We start from the raw sequence: 25041 nt of genomic DNA, 5'->3' as shown, positions 1-25041 counted from the left end.
TCCCGCTACCCAAGGCGGGGTTAACCCCGCCCTACAAGAGGACACCATGACCCAACTCTACAAGAACCAGGCCTTCACCATCGCCCATGCCGATGACGGCGCGTTTGTCGGCGCGGGGCTGCGGGCGTTCTTTGAGTATCGCCAGTTGGGCATTGCCGAGGCCACGCAAGGCAAGTTCGGGGCGCATGTCATTCGGGCGGTGCCGGGGATGGAAAGCCCGGCGGAGTGGCATTCGCATGATCTGGAGTTCCAGATGGTCTATGTCACCAGGGGCTGGGTGGTGTTTGAGTATGAAGGCGAGGGAGAGCATATCCTGCGGGAAGGCTCTTGCGTGCTGCAACCGCCGGGGATCAAGCACCGCGAGGTGCGGCATTCGGATGATCTGGAACTGATCGAGATCACCAGCCCTGCGGAGTTTGGCACCAGTCTGGAAGATGCACCTGCATGAAACTGGCCCGTCTGACATACCCCTTGCTGGCTCTCTGGAGCACTGCGGCCTTGGCGATCACGCCGGAGGATGTTCAGACGCGTATTTCTGATGCCAAGTTCGAGACGGCCACGACGGTGCTTTTTGAGGCCAAGGATGGCTCCAAAAAGCAGCGGGAGGTGTTCCTCTGGGTCTACCAGACGGGGTTGGGGCAAATCCTGAATTCCCGCGCGCCGAGTGCGGCGGAAACCGCCGAGCTGAAGCGCATTTGCAAACAGATGCATAGGCTGGCGTCCAAATCAAAGGTGGGGGCCTTTGAGGCCTATGGCATCGAGCTGGCCAATGGGCGCGGCGACACCTCGCGCCTGCCAAGCTCAAAGCGGGTGGTGTTCTTTTTCTGGGACAAAGGGCGCTGCGCCACGCCAAGCCAGGGTAGAATTGAATGAGATGCCGGGCGACATATCTGTGGGCGCTTGTCGCGGCCTGCCTGATATCGGGCCCGGCGTCGAGCGCGATGGCGGCGGAGGAGACGCCCATCGCGCTCCCTTCGGGGCTTGAGGCGCATTTGCAGGAAACGATTTCCGACCAGCCGGGCAGTGGCCTTGTCTATCGCTTTCGCTTTGTCGCGCCCGCGTTCACCGGTCAGGAGGATTTCGAGGCACAGACCGCTGATCTTGAGCATCTGTGCAACGACTACGCCCTGCCGCGCATCCCCAAACTGGGCCCGAAACCCGACAGGATTGTGATATCCCTGGCCGATCAATCGTCAGAATTCGGACGTTTTGACCCCGATGTGATGCAGATTTTCGAGACGTTTTCGCTGCAAAGCGGCACCTGTATCTTGGAGCTGTTCTGATGCAAACACAACATCTTGCGGCTCACTCCTTAGGCATCACTACGTTTGAGGCTTTCGAGTCACATACGTCATGCTTTGATGCGCGTGCATATCAAATGCCATATTGCTCCGGTATGTTGAGGGGTGGTTGCGAAAACGCCAACCACACCTCGGAAGACGAGCAGGCGGGACACGAGACGTGTCGTCTGTTCACGTACAGAGACAGGAGACTAACATGTCGAACAGTATCAAGGGCCTTATGGCTCTGGCCCTCGTGGCCTTCGTGGCGGCCTGCGCCCAGCAGGAAGAAGAATTTGTCGTGGTCGACCCAGAGCCGATCTCGACTGAGCCGGAGTACACTGGCAAGCTTAAGTAAGGTCTTTGACCTTGTGTCAGGGCGGGCCCTCGGGCCTGTCCTGAGACCGATCCAGCGGGTCCTTCGCACAGGCGGAGGTGGATCATGCTGAAACACCGTGGCTTTCCCGGGCGCCTTCCTGGCACTGATTTTCAATTCACCATCCGACGTGCAAACCCCAAGGGTGTGACCCCTTTGGTGGCGCGCGAGCGGTTTCGCGACCGCAGGCCCGCGGACCGAAGGGCAGATACGGCTTTTGTGCGCGCCTTATGGGAACATTTCGGCGATCAGCCTTTTGAGCGCGGCAATCTGGATGCGGGACGACTCAGCTGGCTTTTTGGCCGCGAAGTGCGCCCGGCAGAGGACCCGTTTGACCCCGAAAGCTATGATGCGCTTCTGATTCTGGACGTGGCCATGGCGCGCGCCTCCTTCCCCGAAGCCTTTGATGAAGGGGAATTTTCGTGAATTTTGCGCAAAATACCCCTTGGACGAGCATATTCTTGCCTATCGGTTGCGGGAATACGCAAATTACAGCCGACTTTGAACTTTGTCGTTCAGCACGCTTGGCGCGGGGCACAATCACCGCCATGTTGAAACTCATAGACGTGGCCTTCCCCCAATGGGCCAACACACACCGTCTATACCGTTACCCTTACCCTAATGGGCGGCTTCGTACTATTTTGTACGGGCCGCCCAATTCTTTTGGGCATGCGCGGATTGCCACCAACGGTCGGCGATCCCTTGCGCAAAAACGCAAAAAGCACATATATATAGTTCAAGCCGGAACAAAACCGGCGATATATGCGTTGATCAACAGCGCTACATATAGAGGCACATCGACATGCAACTTACAAAATCTTTCCCGTGCGCGCTCGTGCTGCTTGGCACACTTGCGGCCTGTGGCGACACAGCCGGTGAACAAGCTCTTATCGGCGGCGCTGCTGGTGTGGGCACAGCTGCCGTGGTCGGCGGCTCGCTCGTCACTGGCGCGGTCGTCGGGGCCGGGGCCAACGTGGCCTATTGCCAGCTCACAGACGCCAACTGCAACTAAGCAAGCCCTGCGCCCCAGCAGGGTAACGAGCTATTCAAACGCGTCGCGGACCAGAGCACGAGTTCTTTGGTCGCACAGCTTTTTGCGCAAAGACAATTCTTTTTCGCGAAGACTAAGAACCGACATGTGTCGGGCACAAGGCATAAGCGCGGCCCTTCCCGCGTGCCACGGCAAAGCCGTGTGGCATGACGACGTTGAGAAAAACCGCCAGATGTGTGTGGCACCCATCTGGCGGTGTCGGTCAAAGCATGCAGAGGCAGACTGGCCCCGGGACAATGCATGCTCTGTCGTAGGTTTAGAACCTCAAAGTCGCCGAGAAACCGAGGCGATCTGCGTCTTCGGAAAAAGCGTCACCTTCGATATCTGCGAAGATGTACTCAAAGCCCAGGGTGAAGTTTTCTACTGGTGTGTAGAAGGCGTTCACGTGGACGGTTTGGACCTCGTCAAAGGCGTTACCTGCGACCACAGTTTCCAGCCCGTAGTTGGCATACCCGTAAGCGACACCAACATTCCATTTATCACCGAGATCCTGACGAAACTCGAGCGTAAATGCATCGACGTCATTGTCAGTCCCAAGAGCGTCTGGATCCCCGCCAGGGCCGATCAACAGGTTGCCGAGATTGTCGCCATGCGTGTATGTGCCGGTGAAAGTACCGCCTTGCCAAGGCGAAACGCTGCCCGAGACTGTGACGCCGTAGGTATCAACATCGCCCACTGGTGTTGGTCGTGTGCCAATCAAACCAGCAGCACGTACCGAAAAGCGATCCTGGCCGTAGAAGGCCGCTGCGGTGAGAACCGGATCTTCGGAGTTTTCACCGCCGTTGGCCTCCTCAAGCGACGCCGAGAGTCGCAAGCCGGTGCCTGTGTCGTAGGTGTAACGGACCTGTGGAACGCGCGCGAAGGAGATGCCCACTGGACCTTCGAAGTCCGCCGTGGTGGGGTAGTGCGTCAAAGGCATGAAGTTGGTCCAGAACTGGCCCAAAAGGACTTCGCTGTTGCCTGTCTTGTAGCGGATGTTCGCATGACGCAAGCGCAGGTCTGGCGACGTGGTGCTCGCATCTTCGCTGAACAAATCGAATTCAAGCTGCGTGCTGAACGTCCCAATTCCGGTATCCGATTTACTGCGGATGCCAAAACGCGACACACGGACGCTTTGCTCGAAATCACCACTGGTCTCATTTGCTGGGTCCAACAAAGCGGATGGATCCGACGTGTCGCCTTGCGAAAAGTCGAAGTCGTAGAATGCTTCTGCGCGGACGAAACCATAAATGGTGACCTTGGTTTGCTCACTGAGCGCAAAGCTCAAGCGGCCCAGGCCTTCCCGTCCAGAGATTTGATCCGGATCACCCAGAGACTCGGCGCGCGGCAGAATAAAGCTGCCCAAGTTTGGTATTGCGCCGGGCAGAGTTTGACGCTGTGGCTTGGTCTGCTGTGCTTCCAGCTGTGCCTGCTGAGCTTCAAGTGCGTCAATTCTGTCTCGCAGTTCTTGCAGCTCGTCGGCGGTAGCCAACGACGCAGTAGCAAAAAGGCTGGCAATGCATACACCAGCCTTGAGTTTAAAGTGGTTCATAATCCCTCCAAAGGCTTCTTCCGCGCAGAGTGCGTGTGTCCGCAACGTGCTAGAGGATTGGCGGTTTCAGAAATGACGCTGTTTGAAATTTTTCTGATAAATTTTGCTTTGACATATGCAACTGTTGCCAATTTGAACACAATTTACACAAGTAAAAACAAGTATTTAAAGGCATCATGCCCAATAACATCTACGAGAGGCAGACTTCCATGGCATCAGGCGTTTCACGCTTCACTGACGTTAAACTGGTCTGCATACAGGGCTCGAATCATCGAAACCATCACACTCCGACCGCTCCTTGAGGCGGTCCTCCAACCGACAGAAAGACGTCTTCATGTTTAACAAGATCCTGATCGCCAACCGTGGCGAAATTGCCTGCCGCGTTATCAAGACAGCGCGCAAAATGGGTATTGCGACGGTGGCCATCTACTCCGACGCTGACCGCAACGCACTGCATGTGAAGATGGCGGATGAGGCGGTGCATATCGGCCCACCTGCGGCGTCAGAATCTTACATCGTGATTGACAAGGTTATGGCCGCGATCAAGGAAACCGGCGCCGAGGCGGTGCATCCGGGCTATGGGTTTCTCTCGGAGAACCCCAAATTCGCAGAAGCGCTGGAAGCTGCTGGTGTCGCCTTTATCGGACCACCTAAAACTGCGATTGAGGCGATGGGCGACAAGATCACCTCAAAGAAAATCGCTCAGGAAGCCAATGTCAGTACAGTGCCGGGGTACATGGGCCTGATTGAGGATGCCGATGAGGCGGTGAAGATTTCCAATGAAATTGGGTATCCTGTGATGATCAAGGCCTCCGCGGGCGGTGGCGGCAAGGGCATGCGCATCGCCTGGAGCGATGACGAGGCGCGCGAGGGGTTTCAAAGCTCGAAAAACGAGGCGGCGAATTCCTTTGGAGATGACCGCATTTTCATAGAGAAATTCGTCACCCAACCGCGCCACATCGAAATTCAGGTGCTCTGTGATCAGCACGGCAATGGCGTCTTCCTGCATGAGCGCGAATGCTCAATTCAGCGGCGAAATCAAAAGGTTGTGGAAGAAGCACCAAGCCCGTTTCTCGATGAGAAGACCCGCAAGGCCATGGGCGAGCAATCTTTGGCACTGGCCCATGCGGTGGGCTATGCCAGCGCCGGGACGGTGGAATTCATCGTGGATGGCGACAAGAATTTCTACTTCCTGGAAATGAACACCCGCTTGCAGGTGGAACATCCGGTGACTGAGTTGATAACGGGCGTAGACCTTGTGGAGCAGATGATCCGCGTGGCGGCGGGCGAAAAGCTCAAGATCAAGCAAAGCGATTTGAAAATCGGTGGCTGGGCGATTGAGAACCGTCTTTATGCCGAAGATCCCTATCGCGGTTTCCTGCCGTCGATTGGCCGTTTGACCCGGTATCGTCCGCCCGTTGAAGTGGCCGCTGGCCCAATGCTGGAAGCGGACACATGGCATGATGATGCGCCATCAGGCGAAACAGGCGTGCGCAATGACACCGGCGTCTACGAGGGCGGCGAGATCAGCATGTATTACGATCCGATGATCGCCAAGCTTTGTACTTGGGGTCCAGATCGTGCCTCGGCCATTGAAGCGATGCGCGTGGCGCTCGACAGCTTTGAGGTGGAAGGCATCGGGCACAACCTACCCTTCGTGGCGGCCGTGATGGATCATCCGAAATTCATCTCGGGCGATATGACGACAGCCTTCATTGAAGAGGAATATCCCGAAGGATTTGAAGGGGTAGAGTTGGATGACACCGCCCTGCGCCGGATCGCGGCAAGTGCGGCGGCCATGCACCGCGTGGCCGAAATTCGGCGCACCCGTGTGTCGGGCCGGATGGACAACCATGAGCGCCATGTGGGCGAGGATTGGGTGGTCTCTCTGCAAGGACAGGATCATGCGGTAAAGATCGCGGCAGACCGTGATGGATCCACCGTGAGCTTTGAGGATGGCACCAGCCACCGCGTGTCCAGCGACTGGACGCCGGGGGATCAACTGGCCAAGCTGGATGTGGACGGCGCGCCTTTGGTGCTCAAGGTGGGCAAGGTCTCTGGCGGGTTCCGCATTCGCAACCGCGGCGCGGATATCAAGGTGCATGTGCGCACCCCGCGTCAGGCCGAATTGGCCACGTTAATGCCCGAGAAACTCCCGCCTGATACATCGAAAATGCTGCTCTGCCCGATGCCGGGCCTGATTGTGACTGTGAATGTCGCCGAAGGCGATGAAGTTCAGGAGGGGCAGGCGCTTTGCACGGTTGAGGCGATGAAGATGGAAAATATTCTGCGCGCCGAGAAGAAGGGCGTCGTGTCAAAGATCAATGCTGGTCCGGGCGATAGCCTGGCTGTGGATGACGTGATTATGGTGTTCGAATAACCCCAGATGCCTTGCGCCGAACGGCATATCTTTCCAGCCCTTTTGGCTGGTGCATCGGTCCTGATGGGCTGTGCACGGGACGATGAAGCCTCCATGCGGGACAGGCTTTCGGCTTGGTTCACCTTGGGCGACACACTGGCCTTTGCTTCTCAACAGGGCTGCGCGGCTGGGGCGTTTTTGGTCAAGGATGACACGCCTGCATCAGGTCTGCCTGTGGAACGCGATCTTGGGGCGATGTTGCGTGCCTTGCCGCGTTTTGGCGTGGCCGCTGTGGATGATCCGGCATTGTCACCCGATGAAGCGATGCGCCAGGCGGCCAATACGGACCGTCCGGTCGGCATGGCCATGCGCCGGGCCGCGTTGGAGGCGCGGGACTGTATGCAAGGGGATTTGGCGGCAGAGTTCCGGCGCCTTTTGACCCGGTCCGAGGCGGTCTTGGCCTTTCACAGCGAAGAACGCGCCGTCATGATGCTGGATCGGCCCAATCGGGTGCTGGTGGTGGCGATGGGAGCGGGCGAATGATGGCGCGCGCTCAGCTTCCGCCGCGACGGTCGCGGATTTCTTGTTGCCGTGTGGGCATTTTATCTATCGCGCGGGTAATCTCGCGCACATCCCACGGCAGGGGTTTGCGCAGGAATATCCGCCCATCCTTGCCAATCAGCGCCAGCATAAAGCCGCGCGGATGCAACTTTTCGCGCAAGGCAGACCCGCTGTCTTTGTTCGGATCTGTCAAGACGATCACATCGCGCTCTCGCAAGTCGTCAAGACCTTGGTTCAGAAATGCCATTTGCTGGATGAATCTCGGATCTTCCGGGCTATCGGCAAACACAACAAGCGGTCTGTTTTTCCAAACAAATTCACTCAAATCCACGCTATCACCTGGGAAAATGATCTCCGATGGCGTGGTTTTCGATGTGTCTGCGGCCTCGTCAGCGGATAAGGTTCCTGCTGCAAGTATCAGAAAAGACGTCGTTATCGCTCTTAGCATGGGGTCTCCTGTCACCAAAAATATAGGCGCAGTGAAGAAAAATGCGACGACAGAATGCGTTACAGGTCGAGAAAATTTTAACTTTAAGCCCCCGGTGAGGATTCGCAGCACAAAATGGTGCGAATTCAATGCACATAACCCTGGTTCGACAACCACGGTGGGAAAGGGGTGCTTGGTTATGGATATTCAACTTCATTTGGGGGCGCATCGCACCGCCAATACGAGTTTTCTGCACTATTTGTCGGAAAACAACGACAGCTTGCGCCAATCCGGGCTGGCTGTTTGGGGGCCTAAGCAAACACGCGATGGACTTCTGACCGGTGTTATTCCCGTAGAGGGGCGTCGAACCCCTGCTGAGCAGCTTGAACGCGCCAAGTCTCGTATTGCGCTCAACCTGGCCGAGGCGGAAGCGTCTGGCGCTCATACAGTGCTGGTCACGGATGAAAACATGATCGGCGCAACCCGGCGCAACCTGCGCGACGAACGGCTATACGCGGCGATTGGTGAACGCATGGCGCGTTTTTTTGAGGCGTTTGACGGCAGGATTTCCTCGGTTTCCCTGTCGATCCGCAGTCAGGACACCTATTGGGCCTCATCGCTGGCGTTTGCCGTGGCGCGAGGCCACAGATTGCCTTCGGCGCGAGTGTTGCGCCATCTTAGCCGCTCGACCCGCACGTGGCGCGATGTGATCACCGACCTGGCCTGCGCTTTGCCGGGCATTTCGATCAATGTGCTGCCCTTTGAGACATTCGCAGGTGTGCCAGAAGCGCGGCTGAAGGCAGTGACCGGTTTGACCGAGGTGCCGCGCCGAGCGTCTCGTGAATGGCTCAACCGCAGCCCTGAGCTACGCGTCTTGCGCAAACTCATCAACGATAGAGGGGGTGACAGCAGCTTTTTACCAAATGGTACTGGGCGGTGGCACCCATTTAACACCGAACAGGTCAGCGCATTGCGCGAGGCCTACGCTGATGACTTCTTCTGGCTGCGCGCCGGAGCGGAAGGCTTGGCAACACTGACAGAGAAAACATGGCCTGAGACAAAGCGGTTTGAGCCGCAGGAGGCCAAGATGACCAGAGGACGACACCATGGGAAAGAACACAGACGCCTGGCGTGAGATTGCTGAAAAAGAGCTGCGCGGACGTCCGCTTGAGGATCTGACGTGGAACACGCTGGAAGGTATTCCGGTCAAGCCACTCTATACCGAGGACGATCTGGGGTCGCTTGATCATCTGGGCACAATCCCGGGCCAGGCACCTTTCACGCGCGGGGTGAAGGCGACGATGTATGCCGGGCGCCCCTGGACGATCCGGCAATATGCGGGCTTTTCCACGGCTGAGGAATCCAACGCATTTTACCGCCGTAATCTGGCCGCCGGGCAGCAGGGTGTCTCGGTCGCCTTCGATCTGGCAACCCATCGTGGCTATGACAGCGACCATGAACGCGTTGTGGGTGACGTCGGCAAAGCCGGTGTGGCGATTGATAGCGTCGAGGACATGAAAATCCTCTTTGACGGTATCCCGCTTGATCAGGTCAGCGTTTCGATGACCATGAACGGTGCGGTGATCCCGGTTCTGGCCAGCTTCATTGTGGCCGGTGAAGAACAGGGTCACTCGCGCAGCGTTCTGTCCGGCACAATTCAGAATGACATTCTGAAAGAGTTTATGGTGCGCAACACCTATATCTACCCGCCGGAACCGTCGATGCGGATCGTCTCGGATATTATTGAATACACGGCCAATGAGATGCCCAAATTCAACTCGATCAGCATCTCGGGTTATCACATGCAGGAGGCGGGCGCGAACCTCGTGCAGGAGCTGGCCTATACCCTGGCCGATGGGCGCGAATATGTGCGCGCTGCCATTGAGGCGGGCATGGATGTTGATAAATTTGCAGGTCGGCTGAGTTTCTTCTTTGCCATCGGCATGAATTTCTTCATGGAAGCGGCCAAACTGCGCGCCGCGCGTTTGCTCTGGCACCGCATCATGACCGAGTTTGGCGCCAAGAATGAGCGCTCCAAGATGCTGCGCACCCATTGCCAGACCTCTGGTGTGAGCCTGCAAGAGCAAGACCCGTATAACAACGTCATCCGCACGGCCTATGAAGCAATGAGCGCTGTGTTGGGCGGCACGCAAAGCCTGCACACCAACGCGCTGGATGAGGCGATTGCGCTGCCCACGGATTTCTCGGCGCGGATCGCGCGTAACACCCAACTTGTGCTGCAGGAAGAGACCGGCGTGACCAATGTCGTCGATCCTCTGGCGGGGTCCTATTACGTCGAAAGCTTGACGGCAGAACTGGCTGAAAAGGCCTGGGCGCTCATGGATGAGGTCGAAGAAATGGGCGGTATGACCAAGGCCGTGGCCTCTGGCATGCCCAAGCTTCGGATCGAGGAATCTGCGGCCACGAGACAGGCGATGATCGACCGAGGCGACGAAGTGATCGTGGGGGTCAACAAGTACCGCAAGGACAAAGAAGACCCGATCGACATTCTCGATATCGACAATTCTGCCGTGCGCGACAGCCAGATCGCACGTCTGGAGAAAATCCGCGCCGAGCGCGATGAAGCCGCATGTCAGGCGGCTTTGAATGAATTGACACGACGGGCGAAAGAGGGCGGCAACCTTTTGGAAGGCGCCGTTGAGGCCGCAAGGGCACGGGCATCTGTGGGAGAGATCAGTATGGCTTTGGAAAAGGAATTTGGACGGCACCGCGCTGAGGTGAAAACGCTCGCCGGGGTTTATGGCGCAGCTTATGAGGGCGACGAAGGGTTTGCCGCGATTCAGAAGTCGGTCGAGGATTTTGCGGATGCCGAGGGGCGCAGGCCCCGGATGCTGGTGGTCAAAATGGGTCAGGACGGGCATGACCGCGGGGCCAAAGTCATTGCGACCGCCTTTGCCGATATCGGGTTTGACGTCGATGTGGGACCACTCTTCCAGACGCCCGATGAGGCGGCACAGGATGCGATTGATAACGATGTCCATGTGATCGGCATTTCCAGCCAGGCCGCTGGCCACAAGACTTTGGCGCCGCAACTCATTGATGCGCTTAAGGAAAAAGACGCCAGCGATATTATCGTGATCTGCGGCGGTGTCATTCCGCAGCAGGATTACGAGTTCCTGAAATCCGCAGGGGTGAAGGCGATCTTTGGGCCGGGCACAAATATCCCCGAGGCGGCGCAGGATATCCTGCGGCTGATCCATGAGGCGCGCGCTGCATGAGCCAAAAACGCGGCGTGATCCTTGCCGGAATGGCGGCCGGGGCACTCTGGGCCGTGGGGCTGCTGTGGATTGGCGCTCAGATCCCCGTGCCGATTGCGATGATCCAGCCGGTTCTGATGGGCGCAGTCTTTGGCCCCGGTGTGGTGCTGATGCTGATGATTGCAAGGTTGGCGCAGAGGCGTTTTGGGGATGACACCACCATTGACGGACAGAAGCTGACCGGCGGCGCGGCGGTGGATCAGGCCGTGCTGACGAACACTTTGGAACAGGTCGTGCTGGCGCTTTGCATCTGGCCGCTGGTTGGCTTTTTCCTGGGCGCGGGAACGGTTCTCGCACTTGGGCTGGGGTTTGTCGTGGCGCGGTTGTTGTTTTGGGTGGGATATCATTTCTCGCCGCCGCTGCGCGCCTTTGGCTTTGCGGCCACGTTCTATCCGACACTCTTCGCAGCAGTTTGGGTCATCTTTCGGCTTGTCTCGGGCTAAAGCGGTGCAGGTTTAGAAAATCTGCTTTGCATTGCTGTGTGTTCTGGCAAACAAGGGACGGGTGGCGCGCTGGCCGTTTACCTGCAACATCCCAAGCAAAGAGGAGTGCTGAGACATGATAGTTCTGGATCACTTCGCAATCGCCGCCGAAACGCTTGAAAGCGGTCGGGCCTATGCCGAAGAGGTCCTTGGCGTGCCGCTGTTGCCCGGCGGGCGGCATCCGCATTTCGGCACGCATAACCTGCTTTTAGGGTTAGAGGACGGGCTATACCTCGAAGTAATCAGCATTGATCCTGACGCGCCTGCACCTGAATATCCTCGCTGGTTTGATCTGGATCGCTTCACCGGTCGAGCGCGGCCAACAAACTGGATTTGCCGGACCGATGATCTGAGTGGGTTTGTCGCGGAACATCCGCAAGCTGGTGTGCCCGTTCCGTTGGCACGCGGCGATCTGCGATGGCAGATGTCCGTCCCACCCACTGGAATTCTGCCCTATGACAACATGTTTCCCGCCGTCATCGAATGGGCCGGCGATGATACACCAGCGCGCCGTTTGCCCGCATCTGGATGTCGCTTGAAAATGCTCACGATCTCGCATCCTGATGCTGATCTGCTGAGCCAGACACTGGCTCCGGTGTTCCAAGAGACCCGCGTACGCTTTGAAACGGCTCCTGCGGGGCTGGTTGCCGAGATGGACACGCCATCAGGTGTGCGTGTGCTGGAATGATCCTGCGCGCGGCCACGGATGCCGATGCAGAGGCCGTTGCGCGGATCGTGAACACTTATATTCGGGAGACCACTGTCAGTTTCACCGAAATTGAAAAGACGGTGGATCAAGTGATGCAAGAGATCGCTGTACGGCAGGCCGCGGGCAGGCCGTTTTTGGTGGCACAAACCGATGAAGGGGTGGTGGGATACGCCACCTATGATCAGTTCCGCAAAGGCACGGGCTATGGTCGCACGATGGAACACACGGTGATGCTGGCCTCTGATGCGCGAGGGCGTGGGGTGGGCCGGGCTTTGATGGCGGCGCTTGAGGATCATGCCGTGACGCAAGAGGTCGGGTCGCTGATGGCCGGGATCAGCGGCGAAAACACAGAGGCCGTTACGTTTCACCTTGCCCTCGGTTATGAGCAGGTGGGGCACGTTGCGCAGGCGGGTTTCAAGTTCGGCAGATGGATTGATCTGATTTTGTTACAAAAACGCCTGTCACACGGCTTAGACAGTCGCTAAAGTTGCGCCCATGTCCATCTGGAACCGTATCTCCGAAGCGCTTTCTGCGCTGGCCAAGGGCGAACCGCTCACACGTGTTTTTGACGCGCTGCGCACGCCGCCTGAGCGCAGCGTGGCGTTTGCCATTGCCGTGATCGCGCTTGGGGCCAAGATGGCCAAGGCCGATGGGTTGGTCACGCGCGATGAGGTGACGGCCTTTCGCGAAGTCTTTCAGATTGCGCAGGATGATGAGGCAGGTGCGGCGCGGGTCTTTAACCTCGCCCGGCAGGATGTGGTGGGGTTCGAGGATTACGCGCAACGGATCAAGACGATGTTCGGGACAGAGACGGACACGCTTTTTGACCTGATGGAAGGGCTATTTCATATTGCCGTAGCCGACGGGGTCTATCATCCCAACGAAGATGTGTTCCTAGAGCGAGTAGCTCAGATTTTCGAGATACCGGACGCGCAATTTCAGGTGCTGCGCAGCCGTTTTGTGCCTGATGCGAAGCCTGATCCTTATGCGGTTCTGGGCGTGGATCCAAACGCACCAATAGATGAAATTCGCAAGCATTACCGTGCCTTGGTGCGTGACATGCATCCTGATCGCATGATTGCGCGGGGCGTCCCGCAAGAAGCCATTAAGCTGGCCGAAAAGCGGCTGAGTGATATCAATCACGCCTGGGAGGAGATCAGCGGAAAGGGCTGAGATGCGCATCGCCACTTACAATGTGGAATGGTTCAATGCCCTGTTTGATGACAAGGGCAAAATGCTTGACGACCAAGACCTGTCGGGACGCCACGGTGTCAGCCGACATGAGCAGCTCACAGCGCTTGGAATTGTGTTTGCGGCGCTTGATGCCGATGCGATCATGGTGATTGAAGCACCGGACACCAACAAAAAGCGCGCCACCGAACCTGCGCTGGAAAACTTTGCCGAGGCGATGGGGTTGCGCGCGCGTAAAGCATTGATTGGCTTTGCAAATGCGACGCAACAAGAGATTGCATTGCTTTATGATCCCGATGTGCTGAGCTGTCGGCACGACCCGCAAGGCGAAGAGACAGGCAAGCGCGGGTCGCCGGATGCGCCACGGTTTGACGGGGTGTTTCGGATTGACTTGGATATTGATGCGACTGAGGATCTGGTAGAGTTTTCCAAACCACCGTTGGAGATTGCGGCCGAGACGCGGGATGGGTTCGCCTTTCGCATGATCGGCGCGCATCTGAAATCCAAAGCCCCACACGGCGCGCGCAACCGCGATGAGGCGATGCGCATGGGCATTTCCAACCGGCGCAAGCAACAGGCGCAGGCGGTGTGGCTGAGACGCCGGGTGGAAGCGCATCTTGAGGCGGGTGAGTCGCTTATTCTGCTTGGAGATCTCAATGACGGTCCCGGTCTGGACGAATATGAGCATCTTTTTGGGCGCTCGTCTGTTGAGGTGATCATGGGGGACGGCGCCAGCTCGGCGCACGCGCTTTATGATCCCCATGCCAAACGTGCTCTGACACGTCGGATCGGCGCGATGAACACCACAGCCCGCTTCTATATTTCCCAGGAAAAACGGTATCTTCAGGCGCTTTTGGACTACATCATGGTCTCGCCTGATTTGCGGGCCAAGGGACCCAGCTGGCGTATTTGGCATCCCTTTGATGACCCTGGGTGCTGGAAGATGCCGGACCTGCGTGATGCGCTCATTGCGGCCTCCGATCACTTCCCGGTCATCATGGATATTGACCTAACGTCTTAAAACTTTCGCCCAAATCGATTATATTAGGGCCATGAAGCATATGATTTACCCTGTGGTCTTGCTGGGCGCACTTGCGCAACCCGCTCTGGCCGAAGAAGAAGGCCCCTCGCTTATGGAGCGCGGGGCGCAGCTTTTCATGGAAGGGTTCATGCGTGAAATGGAACCCGCCTTGAAGGATTTTCAAGGGATGGCGGAAGACATGGAGCCCGCGCTGCGACAGTTCATGACTGAGATTGGTCCGGGCTTCATGAACCTGCTGGGGGAAATCGAGGATCTGAGCGCCTATCACGCGCCGGAAATCCTGCCCAACGGGGACATCATCATTCGCAAGAAAACGCCTGCGGAAAAGGCGGCGGAAGACAGCGATGGGGATATCGAGATTTAGCCGCGGGCGACCCGGACTTTCGTTTCCGCATCAAGGGTTTCCGCCAGAGAGTTGAAGCGCGCTTGTGCGACTTCGCCAAACATCGGCTCTGCCGCCTTTGAGAGCTTCAACGTCAAATGCCGCTTTTTGGGTTTCCACACCAGCTCGCCCAATGTCTCGTCCTTACGCAACCAGAACATCGCGGCAAGGCGCATCGCCTTGCCAAGCACCTCGGCCTGGTGCTCATCCTTTGCCGTGACCAGCTTGGTCAGGGCCTCAAACCGCGTGCCTTCGCGCCGGTTGGAGTAGCGATGCATCAAGGCCAGCCCCAGAAAGACGCGTTCGGCATGTTTCAGACCGCCCAGATTGGCGCGGGTGGCGTTGTCAAAGCAATCCTCGGCCCGGTAATCGGGATGCGCGCGCCAGCTCACATCATGCAAGAGGCAGGCAGCCTTGATGATCCGAGACTGGTCCTTGGGCACCGAGCGGAACAGAGGCTGGACAAAGTTGAACACCATACGCCCGTAGCCGGGCAGGCGGGCATCCTTGGCCTCGGCAAACCGGCACGCCTCAATAAGTGGGTCCCGGTCGCGCAGGGCCTGGGGCATTTGTTCATAGAGAAGCCCCTCACGGATGCCATAGCTTGACACGGCGATGTCGCGGGGCTTGAAGGTTTTCACCACCTGCCGCAGCACATCAATGGCAATGACGGCAAGGTCCATCCGCGCTGTGGACACACCGGCGCGCTGGCGCAGCTCTTCCTGATCGCATTCACTGATATAATCCGCCGTGGCGCGCACAGATTTGGCGCTCATTCGGTATTCATGCAGCACATTAAGCGGATAGCCGCGTCGTTCCATGTCGATCTTGGCAATCGCGCGCCAGGACCCGCCGACCAGAAACAGACGGTTTTTCTGTTCGCCCATCTGGTCATACATCGTGGTCAGGGTATCGCGAATATGCGCGCGCCGCGCGCGCTTGCCGCCTTTGAGATCCTTGAGTTTTAAGGGACCAAGCGAAGAGGTTAGCCGCTTGCCCACCTCACCACCGTTGATTTCGGCCAATTCCATGGACGACCCGCCAATGTCGCAAACAAGGCCATAGGACCCGGGCCAGCCCAACAGCACGCCTTGCGCAGAGAGTCGGGCTTCTTCCTCACCATCCACGACCCAAAGCTGAATGCCGGTCTCGCGTTCGACCTCATCGCGAAAGGCCGGGCCGTCCTCGGCCTCGCGAATGGCCGCCGTGGCCACCGCCGTCAAAGGCCCGTCACAGATGTTATCCGCCAATAGCTTGAACCGTTTTATGGCGGCCAGTGCGCGTGCACGCCCATCAGGATTCAGACGCCTGGTCTCTGATAGTCCTGCGCCAAGCGCACACATGATCTTTTCATTGTAAAAATAGGCCGGGCTTCGTGCGGCGCCGTCAAACACCACCATACGCACCGAGTTTGATCCCACATCAACCACACCGACACGGCTGAGCGCCTTGGCCCGGGGGTCCTCGAACAGTGGGCGACCAAAAGGCCCCCAATCGCTCTGCGTGGCGTCGGTTGTTCCGTCCATGACATCCCCGGTTCTGCTGCGATGTTTATGCGCCAGCGTATGCAGTCCGGTCAATCAGTCAGTCTTCGGTGTGCGTCAGCTGTGGCACATCGGATGCGCCCGCGGACCCGCGCCCGGACAGAGATGGGTTTTCCATGAAAAACCGGTGGCAATTAAAGGCAAATTCGCCTTCGGGGATGATGGCACGCTCAAACCGTCCTTCGGGCGACATGACCCAGCTTTGCGCCACATCCGCCATATTGGCCGCCATGATCTGGCTGACAATCTGGGCCTTGACGGTCTTGTTGGTGATTTCAATGAGTGTTTCGACCCGTCGGTTGAGATTGCGGCTCATCCAGTCGGCAGAGCTGATGAAAACCCGCGCCTTTTTCGACGGCAAGCCCGCGCCATTGCCAAAGCACACAATGCGTGAATGCTCCAGAAATCGTCCAATGACCGATTTCACGCGGATATTGTCGCTCAAACCCTTGATGCCTGGCCGGAGACCACAAATCCCGCGCACCACCAGGCTGATCTTCACTCCGGCCTGACTGGCCTCGTAAAGCGCGTCGATCACATCTCGCTCAATGAGCGAGTTCATCTTGGCCCAGATCATCGCCGGTTTGCCTGCCTTGGCATGCGCCATTTCCTGACGGATCATCTCGATGAGCCTGGGTTTCATGCCATCGGGAGAAATGGCAAGGTTTTCAAGCATTTCCGGCTGGGCGTAGCCGGAGAGGAAGTTGAACACCTTCGTGGCATCCCGCCCAAGCGCCGGATCACAGGTGAAAAAGCTGAGATCGGTGTAAATTTTGGCCGTATCGGGGTGATAATTGCCGGTGCCGTAATGGGTGTAGGTGACAAGGCTGTCACCTTCGCGGCGCACCACAGTCGAGATCTTGGCATGTGTCTTGAGATCCATAAACCCATAGACCACATGCGCGCCCGCACGTTCCAAACGCCGCGACTGCCGGATGTTGGCCGCCTCATCAAAGCGCGCCTTCAACTCGACCAAAGCGGTGACGGATTTGCCATCCTCTGCGGCTTCACACAGCGCCTCGACGATGGGGGATTTCTTGGACGTGCGATAGAGCGTCTGTTTGATTGCCACCACATCGGGATCACGTGCCGCTTGGCTCAGAAAGCGCACCACCATATCGAAGGTTTCATAGGGGTGATGCAGCAGCATGTCCTTTTGCCGGATGGCTGCGAACATGTCGCCATCATGATCCTGCACCCGCTCGGGCACGCGCGGCGTGAAGCTGGGCCAAAGAAGGTCCGGGCGGCTGTCGATCACAAGCTCCTTGAGGTCTGCAAGGCCAATCATGCCTTCGACTTCTACCACCTCGTAGGGTTTCACATCCAACTCGTGCATGATCGTGCGACGCAATTCCTCGGGCGCACCAGAGGACATCTTGAGGCGCACAACCTCGCCACGGCGGCGGCGTTTGAGAGCCACTTCAAACTCGCGCACCAAATCTTCGGCCTCTTCCTCGACCTCAAGATCGCTGTCCCGCAGGACGCGGAAATTGCAATGTGCCTTGTAGGTGTAGCCCGGAAAGAGATGTCCCAGATGCAACAGCAACAATTCTTCCAGCGGCAGGGCGCGATGCGCGCCGGGTTCAGAAGGCAGCGTCACAAAACGGTCAATCTGCGCGGGGATCGGCAAAAGCGCCTGTAAGGGGCGCTTGTCTGATTTGCGCTCCATCTGAAGCGCCAGCGAATAGCCCAGATTGGGTATGAAGGGGAAGGGATGCGCCGGATCAATGGCCAGTGGGGAGAGCACCGGAAAAACCTTGGCCAGAAAGGTGTCTTCCAAAAAGCCCTCATCTTCCTTCGACAAGCCTCTGCCGTCCAGAATGGAGATGTTCTCTGCCTCCATTTCCTTTCGAAGCGTTTGCAGTGTGTCCTGCTGATCCGCCAAAAGCTTGCGCGCATCCTCGTCGATGAGGATCAGTTGTTCGGCTGGCGTCAGCCCGTCGATGCCCGGTGTGGTGTTGCCTGCATGAGCCAGCTCACGCAGGCCTGCGACGCGCACATTGTAAAATTCGTCCAGATTGGTGGCGGAAATCGACAGAAACCGCAGACGTTCCAAGAGCGGCACGCGCGGGTTTTTGGCCTCTTCCAAAACGCGCCAGTTAAAGCCAAGCCAGCTCAGCTCGCGGTTACAAAACCGCCCGCGTCCGCTCACATCCTGGCCCTCCGGCGTAACCGGCTTTGGAAAGGGGGATTTCAAAAAATCTGCGTTGCTCATCCGGGGCTTATGATAGGTTTTGTTAACGGGAAGATGACGAGTGTGCCCGTATCAGCCCATCTTGTCCAGAACCTCTTTGGCCAGAGCGCGGGTGACGGCCCTCCCTTGCGCAAGAGCCGCGGCATCCAGCGCCTCAACGGTGGCTTGTGCCGCAGCACAGGATCGGTCGATGCGGCGCACAAGGTAGGGCAGAACATCGGCGGTGGGCACCACCTGTCTGTCATGGAAAAGCTTGGCCATGAGTGCGGTCAAAAGCGCATCATCGGGGGCCTCAAGCGCGACCACCGGCGTGCCTTGCAAGCGGCTGGCCAGATCGGGCAGGGTCATGGGCCAGAAATTCGGCGCGTTTTGTCCGGTGAAGAGAAGGCTGTGTCCTTCGGCCAGAACAAGGTTGTGCAGATGGAACAACGCCTCTTCGGCCTCTGGCTGACCTGCGATCTGATCCACGTCCTCGACCGCAACCGAGGCGCTTGCCAGGGTGGGAATGTCGGCCTTGGCCACGTCTGTGGCCTCGACAACTTCAGCGCCTGACAGTGTGGCCCAGACATGCACCAGATGCGTCTTGCCTGAGGCCTCGGCACCAACCAGCGCCAGTTTGCGACCGGGCCAGTTTTGCCACCCTTCGATCATCGCCACCGCGTTGGCGTTGGCAGAAGAGACAAAAAAGTCTTCTCGCCCGTGGGCTGTTCTGACGGGCAAATCAAAGCTGAGCTGCTGGGGCATTATTCCGCGTCCTGCTCCGGCTCGGGGTCTTCTGGTTCAAGTCCCCGATAGAGCTTGCTGCCCAGATACTGTCCGGTGGCGAAACGCGCCAGAACGCCGATGGCAGCGGCCACAGGCACAGCGACCAGCATGCCAACAAAGCCAAAGAGCGCGCCAAACACAGACAGCGCGAAGATGAGCCAGACGGGGTGCAATCCTACCGAACTGCCAACCAGTTTGGGGGTGAGGACATTGCCCTCAAGCACCTGACCAATCATGAAAATCCCGGCCACCAGACCGATGGATACCCAGTCACCCCAGAATTGGAACAAGGCCAATCCGATGGCCAAGGCCCCGCCCAGCAATGCGCCGATGTAAGGAATGAAGGTGATCAACCCGGCAAAGGCCCCGACCACGAGGCCAAACTGCAGCCCGACAAGCATCAATGCCACGGCGTAATACGTGCCCAGCACCAGACAAACGGTGCCCATGCCGCGAATGAACGCGGCGAGCGTGTTGTCGATCTCTCCGGCAAGCTGGCGAATGACAGGGGCATGATCGCGAGGCAAAAGGCGGTCAATTTCTGCCACCATACGGTCCCAGTCATAAAGCAGATAGAACGCCACAACAGGTACAATGACCAGAAGAACCACGACATTGATCAGCGAAGACACCGAAGACAACACGGTTTCAATCAACTGCCCGCCGCGTTCCTGAATGGTTTCGCCAACGGAAATCAGGGACTGGCGCAGGGTAGAGGTATCATCGACCAGTTGCGGGAAGCGATCCGTTAAAAACGCCTGCAGGTCATTGAAAAGCTGCGGGGCTATGTTGATCAGGTTGGCGGTCTGCTCGACCAACGTTGGAATCACCAAAAGCGCCATGACCACAAAGATCATCAGGGCAATCAAGGTGATGATCGTGACCGAAATAGCCCGTGAAAACCCCATCTTTTCAAGGCGATCCGCGACAGGGTCCAGAAAATAGGCGATGGCTCCGCCGAGCACGAAGGGTAGGATCACATCGCCCAGAAACCAGAGTAACAGGAAGAAAAAGACCGAGGCGAAGCCCCAGTATTTCAGCTGTGTTGAGACGGGAAGTGCCATTTGCCCTCAAAATGTGTTCGCTTACACATTGCGTATGACGGGCAGGGTTTCAAGAGGCGCTCGCATTGGAACGCCCCTTGAAAAGTCAGTGTGCTTTAGTGGCAAGCAGGGCGTGTACCCGGCAGCAGCACTTTGTCCACAACGTGGATCACACCGTTTGAGGCCTTGATGTCTGCGATAACAACATTGGCGCTCTCGCCAGTGCCGTCTGCAATGCTCACGCCGCCCGCATCTTTGGTGATGCACAGACGCTCAGAGGCCAGAACCGGCTTGAAATAGTTCGACCCGCCTGGGATCTGACCCGCGGTCAGTTTGCGGTCATCAACGTGATAGAGCAGCACGTTGGTCAGCTGGTCTTTGTTCTCTGGCTTCAGCAGTGTTTCAACTGTGCCTTCTGGCAGAGCGGCGAATGCGTCATTGACAGGGGCGTACACAGTGAAAGGGCCTTCACCGGACAGCGTTTCCGCCAGACCTGCGGCCTGAACCGCGGCCACGAGCGTGGAAAAACGTTCATCCCCTGCTGCGATCTCAACAATATTGGCGGCTTTCGCGCCAGTTGCCAGTGTTACGGCTGTGGCAGCCATTGCGGCAATCTTGAAGATCGAGTTCATTTTTAGTACCTCTTTTTTGCTAGCATGCTCTGTGCATGTGCATAGAGCTACGCGGATACGTGCGGATTGGTTCACTTTCCGCACGTATCTTTTTTCCGGATGCTCCATTTCCCGCCGATCCTGTCTTGTTTCATGCAGGGCAAAGCCATAAACGGGATCGAACGTCAGTTTTTCAGATGAGAGTGCCCATGCGCCTGTCCCGTTATTTCCTGCCTGTGTTGAAGGAAACGCCCTCTGAGGCCCAGATTGCCAGCCACCGTTTGATGCTGCGCGCGGGTATGATCAAGCAGGCCAGTGCCGGGATTTATTCCTGGCTTCCGCTGGGGTTTAAAGTACTGCGCAAGCTGGAAAACATCGTGCATGAAGAGCAAATGCGCGCGGGGCATATTCCGATGCTCATGCCGACAATTCAGTCCGCGGACCTCTGGCGCGAAAGCGGGCGGTATGACGACTATGGCGAGGAAATGCTGCGCATTCGCGACCGGCATGACCGCGATATGCTCTATGGTCCGACCAACGAAGAGCTGATCACGGATATTTTCCGCGCCCATGTCGGCAGCTACAAGGACCTGCCGCTGACGCTTTACCACATCCAGTGGAAATTCCGCGATGAGATCCGTCCGCGCTTTGGCGTGATGCGGGGGCGCGAGTTTTACATGAAGGACGGCTATAACTTTGATTTGAGCAAGGAAGACGCGCTTCACGCCTATAACCGCCATCTGGTGAGTTATCTGCGCACCTATGAACGCATGGGCCTGCAGGCCATTCCGATGCGCGCCGATGGTGGGCCGATTGGGGGCGACTACACGCATGAGTTCCTTGTGCTGGCTGAAACCGGCGAGTCCGAAGTGTTTTATGACAGTGAGATCACCGACCTGCGCTTTGGCGAGCGAGAGATTGATTATGACAGCGTTGAGCAGTGTCAGGCGGTGCTGGAGGAATTCACTTCGCGCTATGCGCGCACGGACGAAACCCATGACGAGGTGATCTTCAACGAGGTGCCTGAGGCGCGGCGGCGCTCGGCGCGGGGTATCGAAGTCGGGCAAATCTTCTATTTCGGGACCAAATATTCAGAACCTTTGGGCGCGACGGTCCAAGGCCCTGATGGCAAACCTGTTCCTGTCCATATGGGCAGTCACGGTATTGGCGTCAGCCGACTGGTGGGGGCGATTATCGAGGCAAGCCATGACGAGAATGGCATCATCTGGCCCGAAGGTGTCACGCCTTTCCATGCCGGGATCGTCAACCTCAAGCAGGGCGATGCCGAGGCCGATGCGGCCTGTGAGGCGCTGTATGCTTCGCTGACAGCTCTCGGTCTTGAGCCACTTTATGATGACCGCGATGAGCGGGCAGGGGGCAAGTTTGCCACGATGGATCTTATCGGTCTGCCCTGGCGGATCACGGTGGGGCCGCGGGGGCTCAAGAACGGCGTTGTCGAGCTGACCAGTCGCAAAACCGGCGAAAGCGAAGAGATGCCACCGGAAAAAGCCATTGAAAAGATTGCAGAAATCTACGCGCCTCATCACCGGAGTGTGGCCGTAGAGCCTATGGCACAGCGGAGTTTCCACACCTGGCTTTAAATGCTATACTGTCCTCAATAATAAAAAGAACGAGGCAGGATTAGTATGATGAGAGCACTCGCTTTGGCGGGCGGCATTGCCGCATGTGCAGGGTTTTCCCAGTTCCCTGAATACTCGCAACAGTATTATCAGCGCTTGTCCGGCGCGGTCGATGAATTGGCCGTGATCGTGGCCGATTTTGACCGGGACGCCACGGCGCTGGGTCTGGATCGTGGCGCGGCCATTCAGCAGCTTGAACTTGGCTCAGCCATGGGAGAGGCAAGGGCGCTTTCCATGTCCCGCGTTTTCAAACGCCACGACCGGTTGAGCGAGGATTTGTCTCAATTGCAGGGGCGCACATCCTTGGAACGCGCATTCACGCCGTGGCGCTTCACCGAGCCGAAGCTGGCGCAGGAAACGCTGGCGGATTTCCGGCCCGCTGTGCCATTGACCTTTGAAGGCATCGGGTTCGCCGCAATGGGTTTGGCCGTTGGCTATGGGTTGATCAGCATAGTGTTTGGCTTTGTCGCCAACCTTTTCCGCCGCAAAGACCGCGCACCGCAAGTGAACTGACCGCCTTCCGCTTGACCCCGGCGCGCTTGTTGACCAATGTCCGCGCAAACGAACACCTGAGGTCCAGAGTGGCAGCCCAACCGGCACCTTTTTCCGCATTTGAATGGATGATCGCCTGGCGGTATCTGCGGGCCAAACGCGCCGAGGGTGGCGTGAGCGTGATGACCTGGATCAGCCTGATTGGCATCACGCTGGCGGTGTTTGCCCTGATTGCGACGCTCTCGGTGCGCTCAGGCTTTCGCGCAGAGTTTGTGGACACGATCCTGGGCTCGAACGCGCACATGACCGTCTACAGCGTCGGAACCGTGAATGAGGCGGGCCGGGTGGACCGGTCGATCCCCAACTATGCTGAGATGGCTGACCGTGTGCGCGAGGTTGAGGGCGTGACGCGGGTTGCGCCGTTGATCAAAGCGCAAGTTTTGGCGTTGGCGCGCGATAAGAGCACAGGCGTGCAAGTCTTTGGAATTGAACATGAAGACTTGTTAACCTTACCACGTATCGCAGACCCTGAGACGGGGCTGGGCAATATTGAAGATTTCAATGTGAACCCGCAGGAAAGTCTCGATCGTCCAATTGCCATTGGGTCAGGCGTTGCGAGAACTTTGGGTGTCGGGGTGGGCGACAAGATAAAGCTTGTCAATCCAACCGGTTCGACAAACCCTCTGACAGGCACCAGTCCCCGTATCAACGCCTATGACGTGGTCTATATCTTTTCCGCCGGGCGCTATGACATCGACCAAGTGCGCGTTTATCTGCCTTTTGAGGAGGCGCAGAGCTTTTTCAACCGCGAAGGTACGGCGGACGAGCTTGAGGTTATGTTCACCGATCCTGAGAGGGTGGATGAGATGAACCTGGCCCTTCTGCGCGCAGCGGGTGACGGTGCGCAGCTTTGGTCCTGGCGTGATGCCAGCGGTGGGTTCCTGCGCGCACTGGAGGTGGAGGACAACGTGATGTTTGTCATCCTGTCGATCCTCGTTTTGATTGCCGCCATGAACATCACCAGCGGGTTGATCATGCTGGTGAAAAACAAAGGCCGGGATATCGGCATCCTGCGCACTATGGGCCTGACCGAAGGCTCAATCCTTCGGGTGTTCTTCATATGCGGCGCGATGACAGGCATCCTCGGCACGCTCTTTGGCGTCATTCTTGGGTGCTTGTTTGCTGTTTACATCGACCCGCTCTTCAGCTTCGTGAATTACATGATGGGCGGGGGTGTCTGGGATCCGTCGATCCGGGGGATCTATAACCTGCCTGCCAAGCTGCAATTCTGGGATGTGATGTCGGCCATTGGCCTTTCCCTGGGCCTGAGTTTCATCGTGACCATCTTTCCGGCCCGGCGCGCGGCGCGGATGAACCCTGTTGAGGCGCTGCGCTATGAGTGATGTCATGCTGCGCCTGTCGGGGCTCTCCAAGACCTACAACAGCGGCAAGACCAATGCGGTTACCGTGCTGCAGGACGCAAAGCTTGACATCAAGGCGGGTGAGATGGTGGCGCTTGTGGCTCCCTCAGGGGCGGGAAAGTCCACGCTTTTGCACATCGCAGGGCTGCTCGATACCCCCGACACTGGCACGGTTGAGATTGGCGGCGTCAATATGACAGGGCTCAGCGACCGCCGCCGCACCATTGCACGGCGTCAGGATGTGGGCTTTGTCTACCAGTTTCACCATCTCCTGCCGGAATTTACGGCTGAGGAAAACATCGTCCTGCCACAACTCGCCAACGGGATTGCCAAGAGCGACGCAGAGGCGCGTGCGCGCGATCTTCTGACGCGCGTCGGCATCGCAGACCGCGCCAGCCACCGCCCCTCGGCCATGTCAGGCGGCGAACAACAGCGCGTCGCATTTTGCCGCGCTTTGGCCAATGCCCCACGTCTTCTTTTGGCGGATGAGCCAACGGGCAATCTCGATCCGGGCACCTCGGATCAAGTGTTTGCCGCCCTGATGGACCTTGTGCGCGGTACAGGGCTCGCGGCGCTCATCGCCACACACAACCTTGAGCTGGCCGCGCGCATGGACCGGGTGGTGAAGCTCGACGGTGGTCAGGTGGTGGCGGCATAGCTGC

Annotated in this window: 27 protein-coding genes; 20 read left to right on the top strand and 7 right to left on the bottom strand. The window is 57.8% G+C overall.

Translation table 11 applies throughout. The features are described from left to right. Nucleotides 1-46: 46 nt before the first annotated feature. From RZS32_RS00640 to RZS32_RS00615, 6 genes are all read left to right on the top strand, one after another. Complete coding sequence (locus RZS32_RS00640; protein ID WP_317055114.1) at nucleotides 47-448, top strand: cupin domain-containing protein; 402 nt, start codon at nucleotides 47-49, stop codon at nucleotides 446-448. After that, nucleotides 445-873: a hypothetical protein gene (locus RZS32_RS00635; protein ID WP_317055113.1), complete on the top strand. Its 429-nt coding sequence runs from the start codon at nucleotides 445-447 to the stop codon at nucleotides 871-873. Before RZS32_RS00640 ends, RZS32_RS00635 begins: the two co-directional genes overlap by 4 nt. Beyond that, a complete protein-coding gene (locus RZS32_RS00630; RefSeq protein ID WP_317055112.1) occupies nucleotides 870-1283 on the top strand; it encodes a DUF6497 family protein in 414 nt (137 codons plus the stop codon). Before RZS32_RS00635 ends, RZS32_RS00630 begins: the two co-directional genes overlap by 4 nt. Before the next feature lie 214 nt (nucleotides 1284-1497). After that, a complete protein-coding gene (locus tag RZS32_RS00625) occupies nucleotides 1498-1638 on the top strand; it encodes a hypothetical protein (protein ID WP_317055111.1) in 141 nt (46 codons plus the stop codon). An 84-nt stretch (nucleotides 1639-1722) separates the two neighbouring features. Next, complete coding sequence (locus tag RZS32_RS00620; RefSeq protein WP_317055110.1) at nucleotides 1723-2082, top strand: hypothetical protein; 360 nt, start codon at nucleotides 1723-1725, stop codon at nucleotides 2080-2082. 376 nt (nucleotides 2083-2458) lie between these two features. After that, nucleotides 2459-2668, top strand: a complete 210-nt coding sequence (locus RZS32_RS00615; protein WP_317055109.1) for a hypothetical protein — start codon at nucleotides 2459-2461, stop codon at nucleotides 2666-2668. A 295-nt stretch (nucleotides 2669-2963) separates the two neighbouring features. Here the strand turns inward: RZS32_RS00615 and RZS32_RS00610 are convergent, their stop codons facing one another. After that, complete coding sequence (locus RZS32_RS00610; RefSeq protein ID WP_317055108.1) at nucleotides 2964-4238, bottom strand: DcaP family trimeric outer membrane transporter; 1275 nt, start codon at nucleotides 4236-4238, stop codon at nucleotides 2964-2966. A 334-nt stretch (nucleotides 4239-4572) separates the two neighbouring features. On the opposite strand from RZS32_RS00610, the gene RZS32_RS00605 reads away from it, so the two are divergent. Both RZS32_RS00605 and RZS32_RS00600 read left to right on the top strand, forming a co-directional pair. Further along, nucleotides 4573-6618, top strand: a complete 2046-nt coding sequence (locus tag RZS32_RS00605) for an acetyl/propionyl/methylcrotonyl-CoA carboxylase subunit alpha (RefSeq protein WP_317055107.1) — start codon at nucleotides 4573-4575, stop codon at nucleotides 6616-6618. Between the two features lie 6 nt (nucleotides 6619-6624). Then, nucleotides 6625-7140 (top strand): hypothetical protein, encoded by a 516-nt coding sequence (locus RZS32_RS00600; protein WP_317055106.1) that lies wholly within the window; start codon nucleotides 6625-6627, stop codon nucleotides 7138-7140. Between the two features lie 10 nt (nucleotides 7141-7150). Here the strand turns inward: RZS32_RS00600 and RZS32_RS00595 are convergent, their stop codons facing one another. Next, entirely contained in the window at nucleotides 7151-7735 is a 585-nt protein-coding gene (locus RZS32_RS00595) for a DUF4174 domain-containing protein (protein ID WP_338550805.1), read from the bottom strand. A 49-nt stretch (nucleotides 7736-7784) separates the two neighbouring features. Here RZS32_RS00595 and RZS32_RS00590 point away from each other — a divergent pair, with 49 nt between their 5' ends. From RZS32_RS00590 to RZS32_RS00555, 8 genes are all read left to right on the top strand, one after another. Beyond that, complete coding sequence (locus RZS32_RS00590) at nucleotides 7785-8720, top strand: hypothetical protein (protein ID WP_317055104.1); 936 nt, start codon at nucleotides 7785-7787, stop codon at nucleotides 8718-8720. Next, the gene (scpA, locus tag RZS32_RS00585; protein ID WP_317055103.1) at nucleotides 8692-10824 is read left to right on the top strand and encodes a methylmalonyl-CoA mutase; all 2133 of its coding nucleotides are present in this window, start codon (nucleotides 8692-8694) and stop codon (nucleotides 10822-10824) included. Before RZS32_RS00590 ends, scpA begins: the two co-directional genes overlap by 29 nt. After that, complete coding sequence (locus RZS32_RS00580; RefSeq protein ID WP_317055102.1) at nucleotides 10821-11306, top strand: MAPEG family protein; 486 nt, start codon at nucleotides 10821-10823, stop codon at nucleotides 11304-11306. The genes scpA and RZS32_RS00580 overlap by 4 nt, the downstream gene beginning before the upstream one ends. 115 nt (nucleotides 11307-11421) lie before the next feature. Further along, nucleotides 11422-12033 (top strand): VOC family protein, encoded by a 612-nt coding sequence (locus tag RZS32_RS00575; RefSeq protein WP_317055101.1) that lies wholly within the window; start codon nucleotides 11422-11424, stop codon nucleotides 12031-12033. Next, a complete protein-coding gene (locus RZS32_RS00570) occupies nucleotides 12030-12539 on the top strand; it encodes a GNAT family N-acetyltransferase (protein WP_317055100.1) in 510 nt (169 codons plus the stop codon). Before RZS32_RS00575 ends, RZS32_RS00570 begins: the two co-directional genes overlap by 4 nt. 10 nt (nucleotides 12540-12549) lie before the next feature. Then, a complete protein-coding gene (locus tag RZS32_RS00565) occupies nucleotides 12550-13227 on the top strand; it encodes a molecular chaperone DjiA (protein WP_317055099.1) in 678 nt (225 codons plus the stop codon). A 1-nt stretch (nucleotide 13228) separates the two neighbouring features. Further along, nucleotides 13229-14266, top strand: a complete 1038-nt coding sequence (locus tag RZS32_RS00560) for an endonuclease/exonuclease/phosphatase family protein (RefSeq protein ID WP_317055098.1) — start codon at nucleotides 13229-13231, stop codon at nucleotides 14264-14266. Nucleotides 14267-14297: 31 nt separating this feature from the next. Continuing rightward, the gene (locus RZS32_RS00555) at nucleotides 14298-14651 is read left to right on the top strand and encodes a hypothetical protein (RefSeq protein ID WP_317055097.1); all 354 of its coding nucleotides are present in this window, start codon (nucleotides 14298-14300) and stop codon (nucleotides 14649-14651) included. On the opposite strand, the gene RZS32_RS00550 is transcribed toward RZS32_RS00555, so the two are convergent. The 5 genes from RZS32_RS00550 to RZS32_RS00530 form a co-directional block, all read right to left on the bottom strand. Further along, the gene (locus RZS32_RS00550) at nucleotides 14648-16195 is read right to left on the bottom strand and encodes a Ppx/GppA family phosphatase (RefSeq protein WP_317055096.1); all 1548 of its coding nucleotides are present in this window, start codon (nucleotides 16193-16195) and stop codon (nucleotides 14648-14650) included. The two genes, RZS32_RS00555 and RZS32_RS00550, sit on opposite strands and share 4 nt — an antisense overlap. 58 nt (nucleotides 16196-16253) lie before the next feature. Continuing rightward, a complete protein-coding gene (locus RZS32_RS00545; RefSeq protein ID WP_317055095.1) occupies nucleotides 16254-18428 on the bottom strand; it encodes an RNA degradosome polyphosphate kinase in 2175 nt (724 codons plus the stop codon). Between the two features lie 51 nt (nucleotides 18429-18479). Continuing rightward, complete coding sequence (locus RZS32_RS00540) at nucleotides 18480-19151, bottom strand: DnaA ATPase domain-containing protein (protein ID WP_317055094.1); 672 nt, start codon at nucleotides 19149-19151, stop codon at nucleotides 18480-18482. Next, nucleotides 19151-20236, bottom strand: a complete 1086-nt coding sequence (locus RZS32_RS00535) for an AI-2E family transporter (RefSeq protein ID WP_317055093.1) — start codon at nucleotides 20234-20236, stop codon at nucleotides 19151-19153. The genes RZS32_RS00540 and RZS32_RS00535 overlap by 1 nt, the downstream gene beginning before the upstream one ends. A gap of 95 nt (nucleotides 20237-20331) precedes the next feature. Then, nucleotides 20332-20847, bottom strand: a complete 516-nt coding sequence (locus RZS32_RS00530) for a fasciclin domain-containing protein (protein WP_317055092.1) — start codon at nucleotides 20845-20847, stop codon at nucleotides 20332-20334. 188 nt (nucleotides 20848-21035) lie between these two features. Between RZS32_RS00530 and proS the strand changes: the two genes are divergently transcribed. The 4 genes from proS (at nucleotide 21036) to RZS32_RS00510 (ending at nucleotide 25037) form a co-directional block, all read left to right on the top strand. Next, entirely contained in the window at nucleotides 21036-22427 is a 1392-nt protein-coding gene (proS, locus tag RZS32_RS00525; RefSeq protein WP_317055091.1) for a proline--tRNA ligase, read from the top strand. 48 nt (nucleotides 22428-22475) lie between these two features. Next, nucleotides 22476-22979, top strand: a complete 504-nt coding sequence (locus tag RZS32_RS00520; RefSeq protein ID WP_317055090.1) for a DUF2937 family protein — start codon at nucleotides 22476-22478, stop codon at nucleotides 22977-22979. Nucleotides 22980-23047: 68 nt separating this feature from the next. Next, nucleotides 23048-24361 carry a lipoprotein-releasing ABC transporter permease subunit gene (locus RZS32_RS00515; RefSeq protein ID WP_317055089.1) on the top strand — a complete coding sequence of 438 codons (1314 nt, stop codon included), beginning with the start codon at nucleotides 23048-23050 and terminating at the stop codon, nucleotides 24359-24361. Beyond that, nucleotides 24354-25037: an ABC transporter ATP-binding protein gene (locus RZS32_RS00510; protein WP_317055088.1), complete on the top strand. Its 684-nt coding sequence runs from the start codon at nucleotides 24354-24356 to the stop codon at nucleotides 25035-25037. Before RZS32_RS00515 ends, RZS32_RS00510 begins: the two co-directional genes overlap by 8 nt. Nucleotides 25038-25041 lie beyond the last annotated feature (4 nt).

The sequence above is a fragment of the Roseovarius sp. W115 genome, from assembly GCF_032842945.2.
Classification (GTDB): Bacteria; Pseudomonadota; Alphaproteobacteria; order Rhodobacterales; family Rhodobacteraceae; genus Roseovarius; species Roseovarius rhodophyticola.
The sequence above is the reverse complement of the archived record's forward strand: the minus strand, read 5'-3'. Positions and strand labels throughout refer to the sequence as shown.

Coding starts and splice junctions, on each gene's coding strand:
- RZS32_RS00640 (WP_317055114.1), top strand. CDS start 47: ATGACCCAACTCTACAAGAACCAGGCCTTCACCATCGCCCATGCCGAT.
- RZS32_RS00635 (WP_317055113.1), top strand. CDS start 445: ATGAAACTGGCCCGTCTGACATACCCCTTGCTGGCTCTCTGGAGCACT.
- RZS32_RS00630 (WP_317055112.1), top strand. CDS start 870: ATGAGATGCCGGGCGACATATCTGTGGGCGCTTGTCGCGGCCTGCCTG.
- RZS32_RS00625 (WP_317055111.1), top strand. CDS start 1,498: ATGTCGAACAGTATCAAGGGCCTTATGGCTCTGGCCCTCGTGGCCTTC.
- RZS32_RS00620 (WP_317055110.1), top strand. CDS start 1,723: ATGCTGAAACACCGTGGCTTTCCCGGGCGCCTTCCTGGCACTGATTTT.
- RZS32_RS00615 (WP_317055109.1), top strand. CDS start 2,459: ATGCAACTTACAAAATCTTTCCCGTGCGCGCTCGTGCTGCTTGGCACA.
- RZS32_RS00610 (WP_317055108.1), bottom strand. CDS start 4,238: ATGAACCACTTTAAACTCAAGGCTGGTGTATGCATTGCCAGCCTTTTT.
- RZS32_RS00605 (WP_317055107.1), top strand. CDS start 4,573: ATGTTTAACAAGATCCTGATCGCCAACCGTGGCGAAATTGCCTGCCGC.
- RZS32_RS00600 (WP_317055106.1), top strand. CDS start 6,625: ATGCCTTGCGCCGAACGGCATATCTTTCCAGCCCTTTTGGCTGGTGCA.
- RZS32_RS00590 (WP_317055104.1), top strand. CDS start 7,785: ATGGATATTCAACTTCATTTGGGGGCGCATCGCACCGCCAATACGAGT.
- scpA (WP_317055103.1), top strand. CDS start 8,692: ATGGGAAAGAACACAGACGCCTGGCGTGAGATTGCTGAAAAAGAGCTG.
- RZS32_RS00580 (WP_317055102.1), top strand. CDS start 10,821: ATGAGCCAAAAACGCGGCGTGATCCTTGCCGGAATGGCGGCCGGGGCA.
- RZS32_RS00575 (WP_317055101.1), top strand. CDS start 11,422: ATGATAGTTCTGGATCACTTCGCAATCGCCGCCGAAACGCTTGAAAGC.
- RZS32_RS00570 (WP_317055100.1), top strand. CDS start 12,030: ATGATCCTGCGCGCGGCCACGGATGCCGATGCAGAGGCCGTTGCGCGG.
- RZS32_RS00565 (WP_317055099.1), top strand. CDS start 12,550: ATGTCCATCTGGAACCGTATCTCCGAAGCGCTTTCTGCGCTGGCCAAG.
- RZS32_RS00560 (WP_317055098.1), top strand. CDS start 13,229: ATGCGCATCGCCACTTACAATGTGGAATGGTTCAATGCCCTGTTTGAT.
- RZS32_RS00555 (WP_317055097.1), top strand. CDS start 14,298: ATGAAGCATATGATTTACCCTGTGGTCTTGCTGGGCGCACTTGCGCAA.
- RZS32_RS00550 (WP_317055096.1), bottom strand. CDS start 16,195: ATGGACGGAACAACCGACGCCACGCAGAGCGATTGGGGGCCTTTTGGT.
- RZS32_RS00545 (WP_317055095.1), bottom strand. CDS start 18,428: ATGAGCAACGCAGATTTTTTGAAATCCCCCTTTCCAAAGCCGGTTACG.
- RZS32_RS00540 (WP_317055094.1), bottom strand. CDS start 19,151: ATGCCCCAGCAGCTCAGCTTTGATTTGCCCGTCAGAACAGCCCACGGG.
- RZS32_RS00535 (WP_317055093.1), bottom strand. CDS start 20,236: ATGGCACTTCCCGTCTCAACACAGCTGAAATACTGGGGCTTCGCCTCG.
- RZS32_RS00530 (WP_317055092.1), bottom strand. CDS start 20,847: ATGAACTCGATCTTCAAGATTGCCGCAATGGCTGCCACAGCCGTAACA.
- proS (WP_317055091.1), top strand. CDS start 21,036: ATGCGCCTGTCCCGTTATTTCCTGCCTGTGTTGAAGGAAACGCCCTCT.
- RZS32_RS00520 (WP_317055090.1), top strand. CDS start 22,476: ATGAGAGCACTCGCTTTGGCGGGCGGCATTGCCGCATGTGCAGGGTTT.
- RZS32_RS00510 (WP_317055088.1), top strand. CDS start 24,354: ATGAGTGATGTCATGCTGCGCCTGTCGGGGCTCTCCAAGACCTACAAC.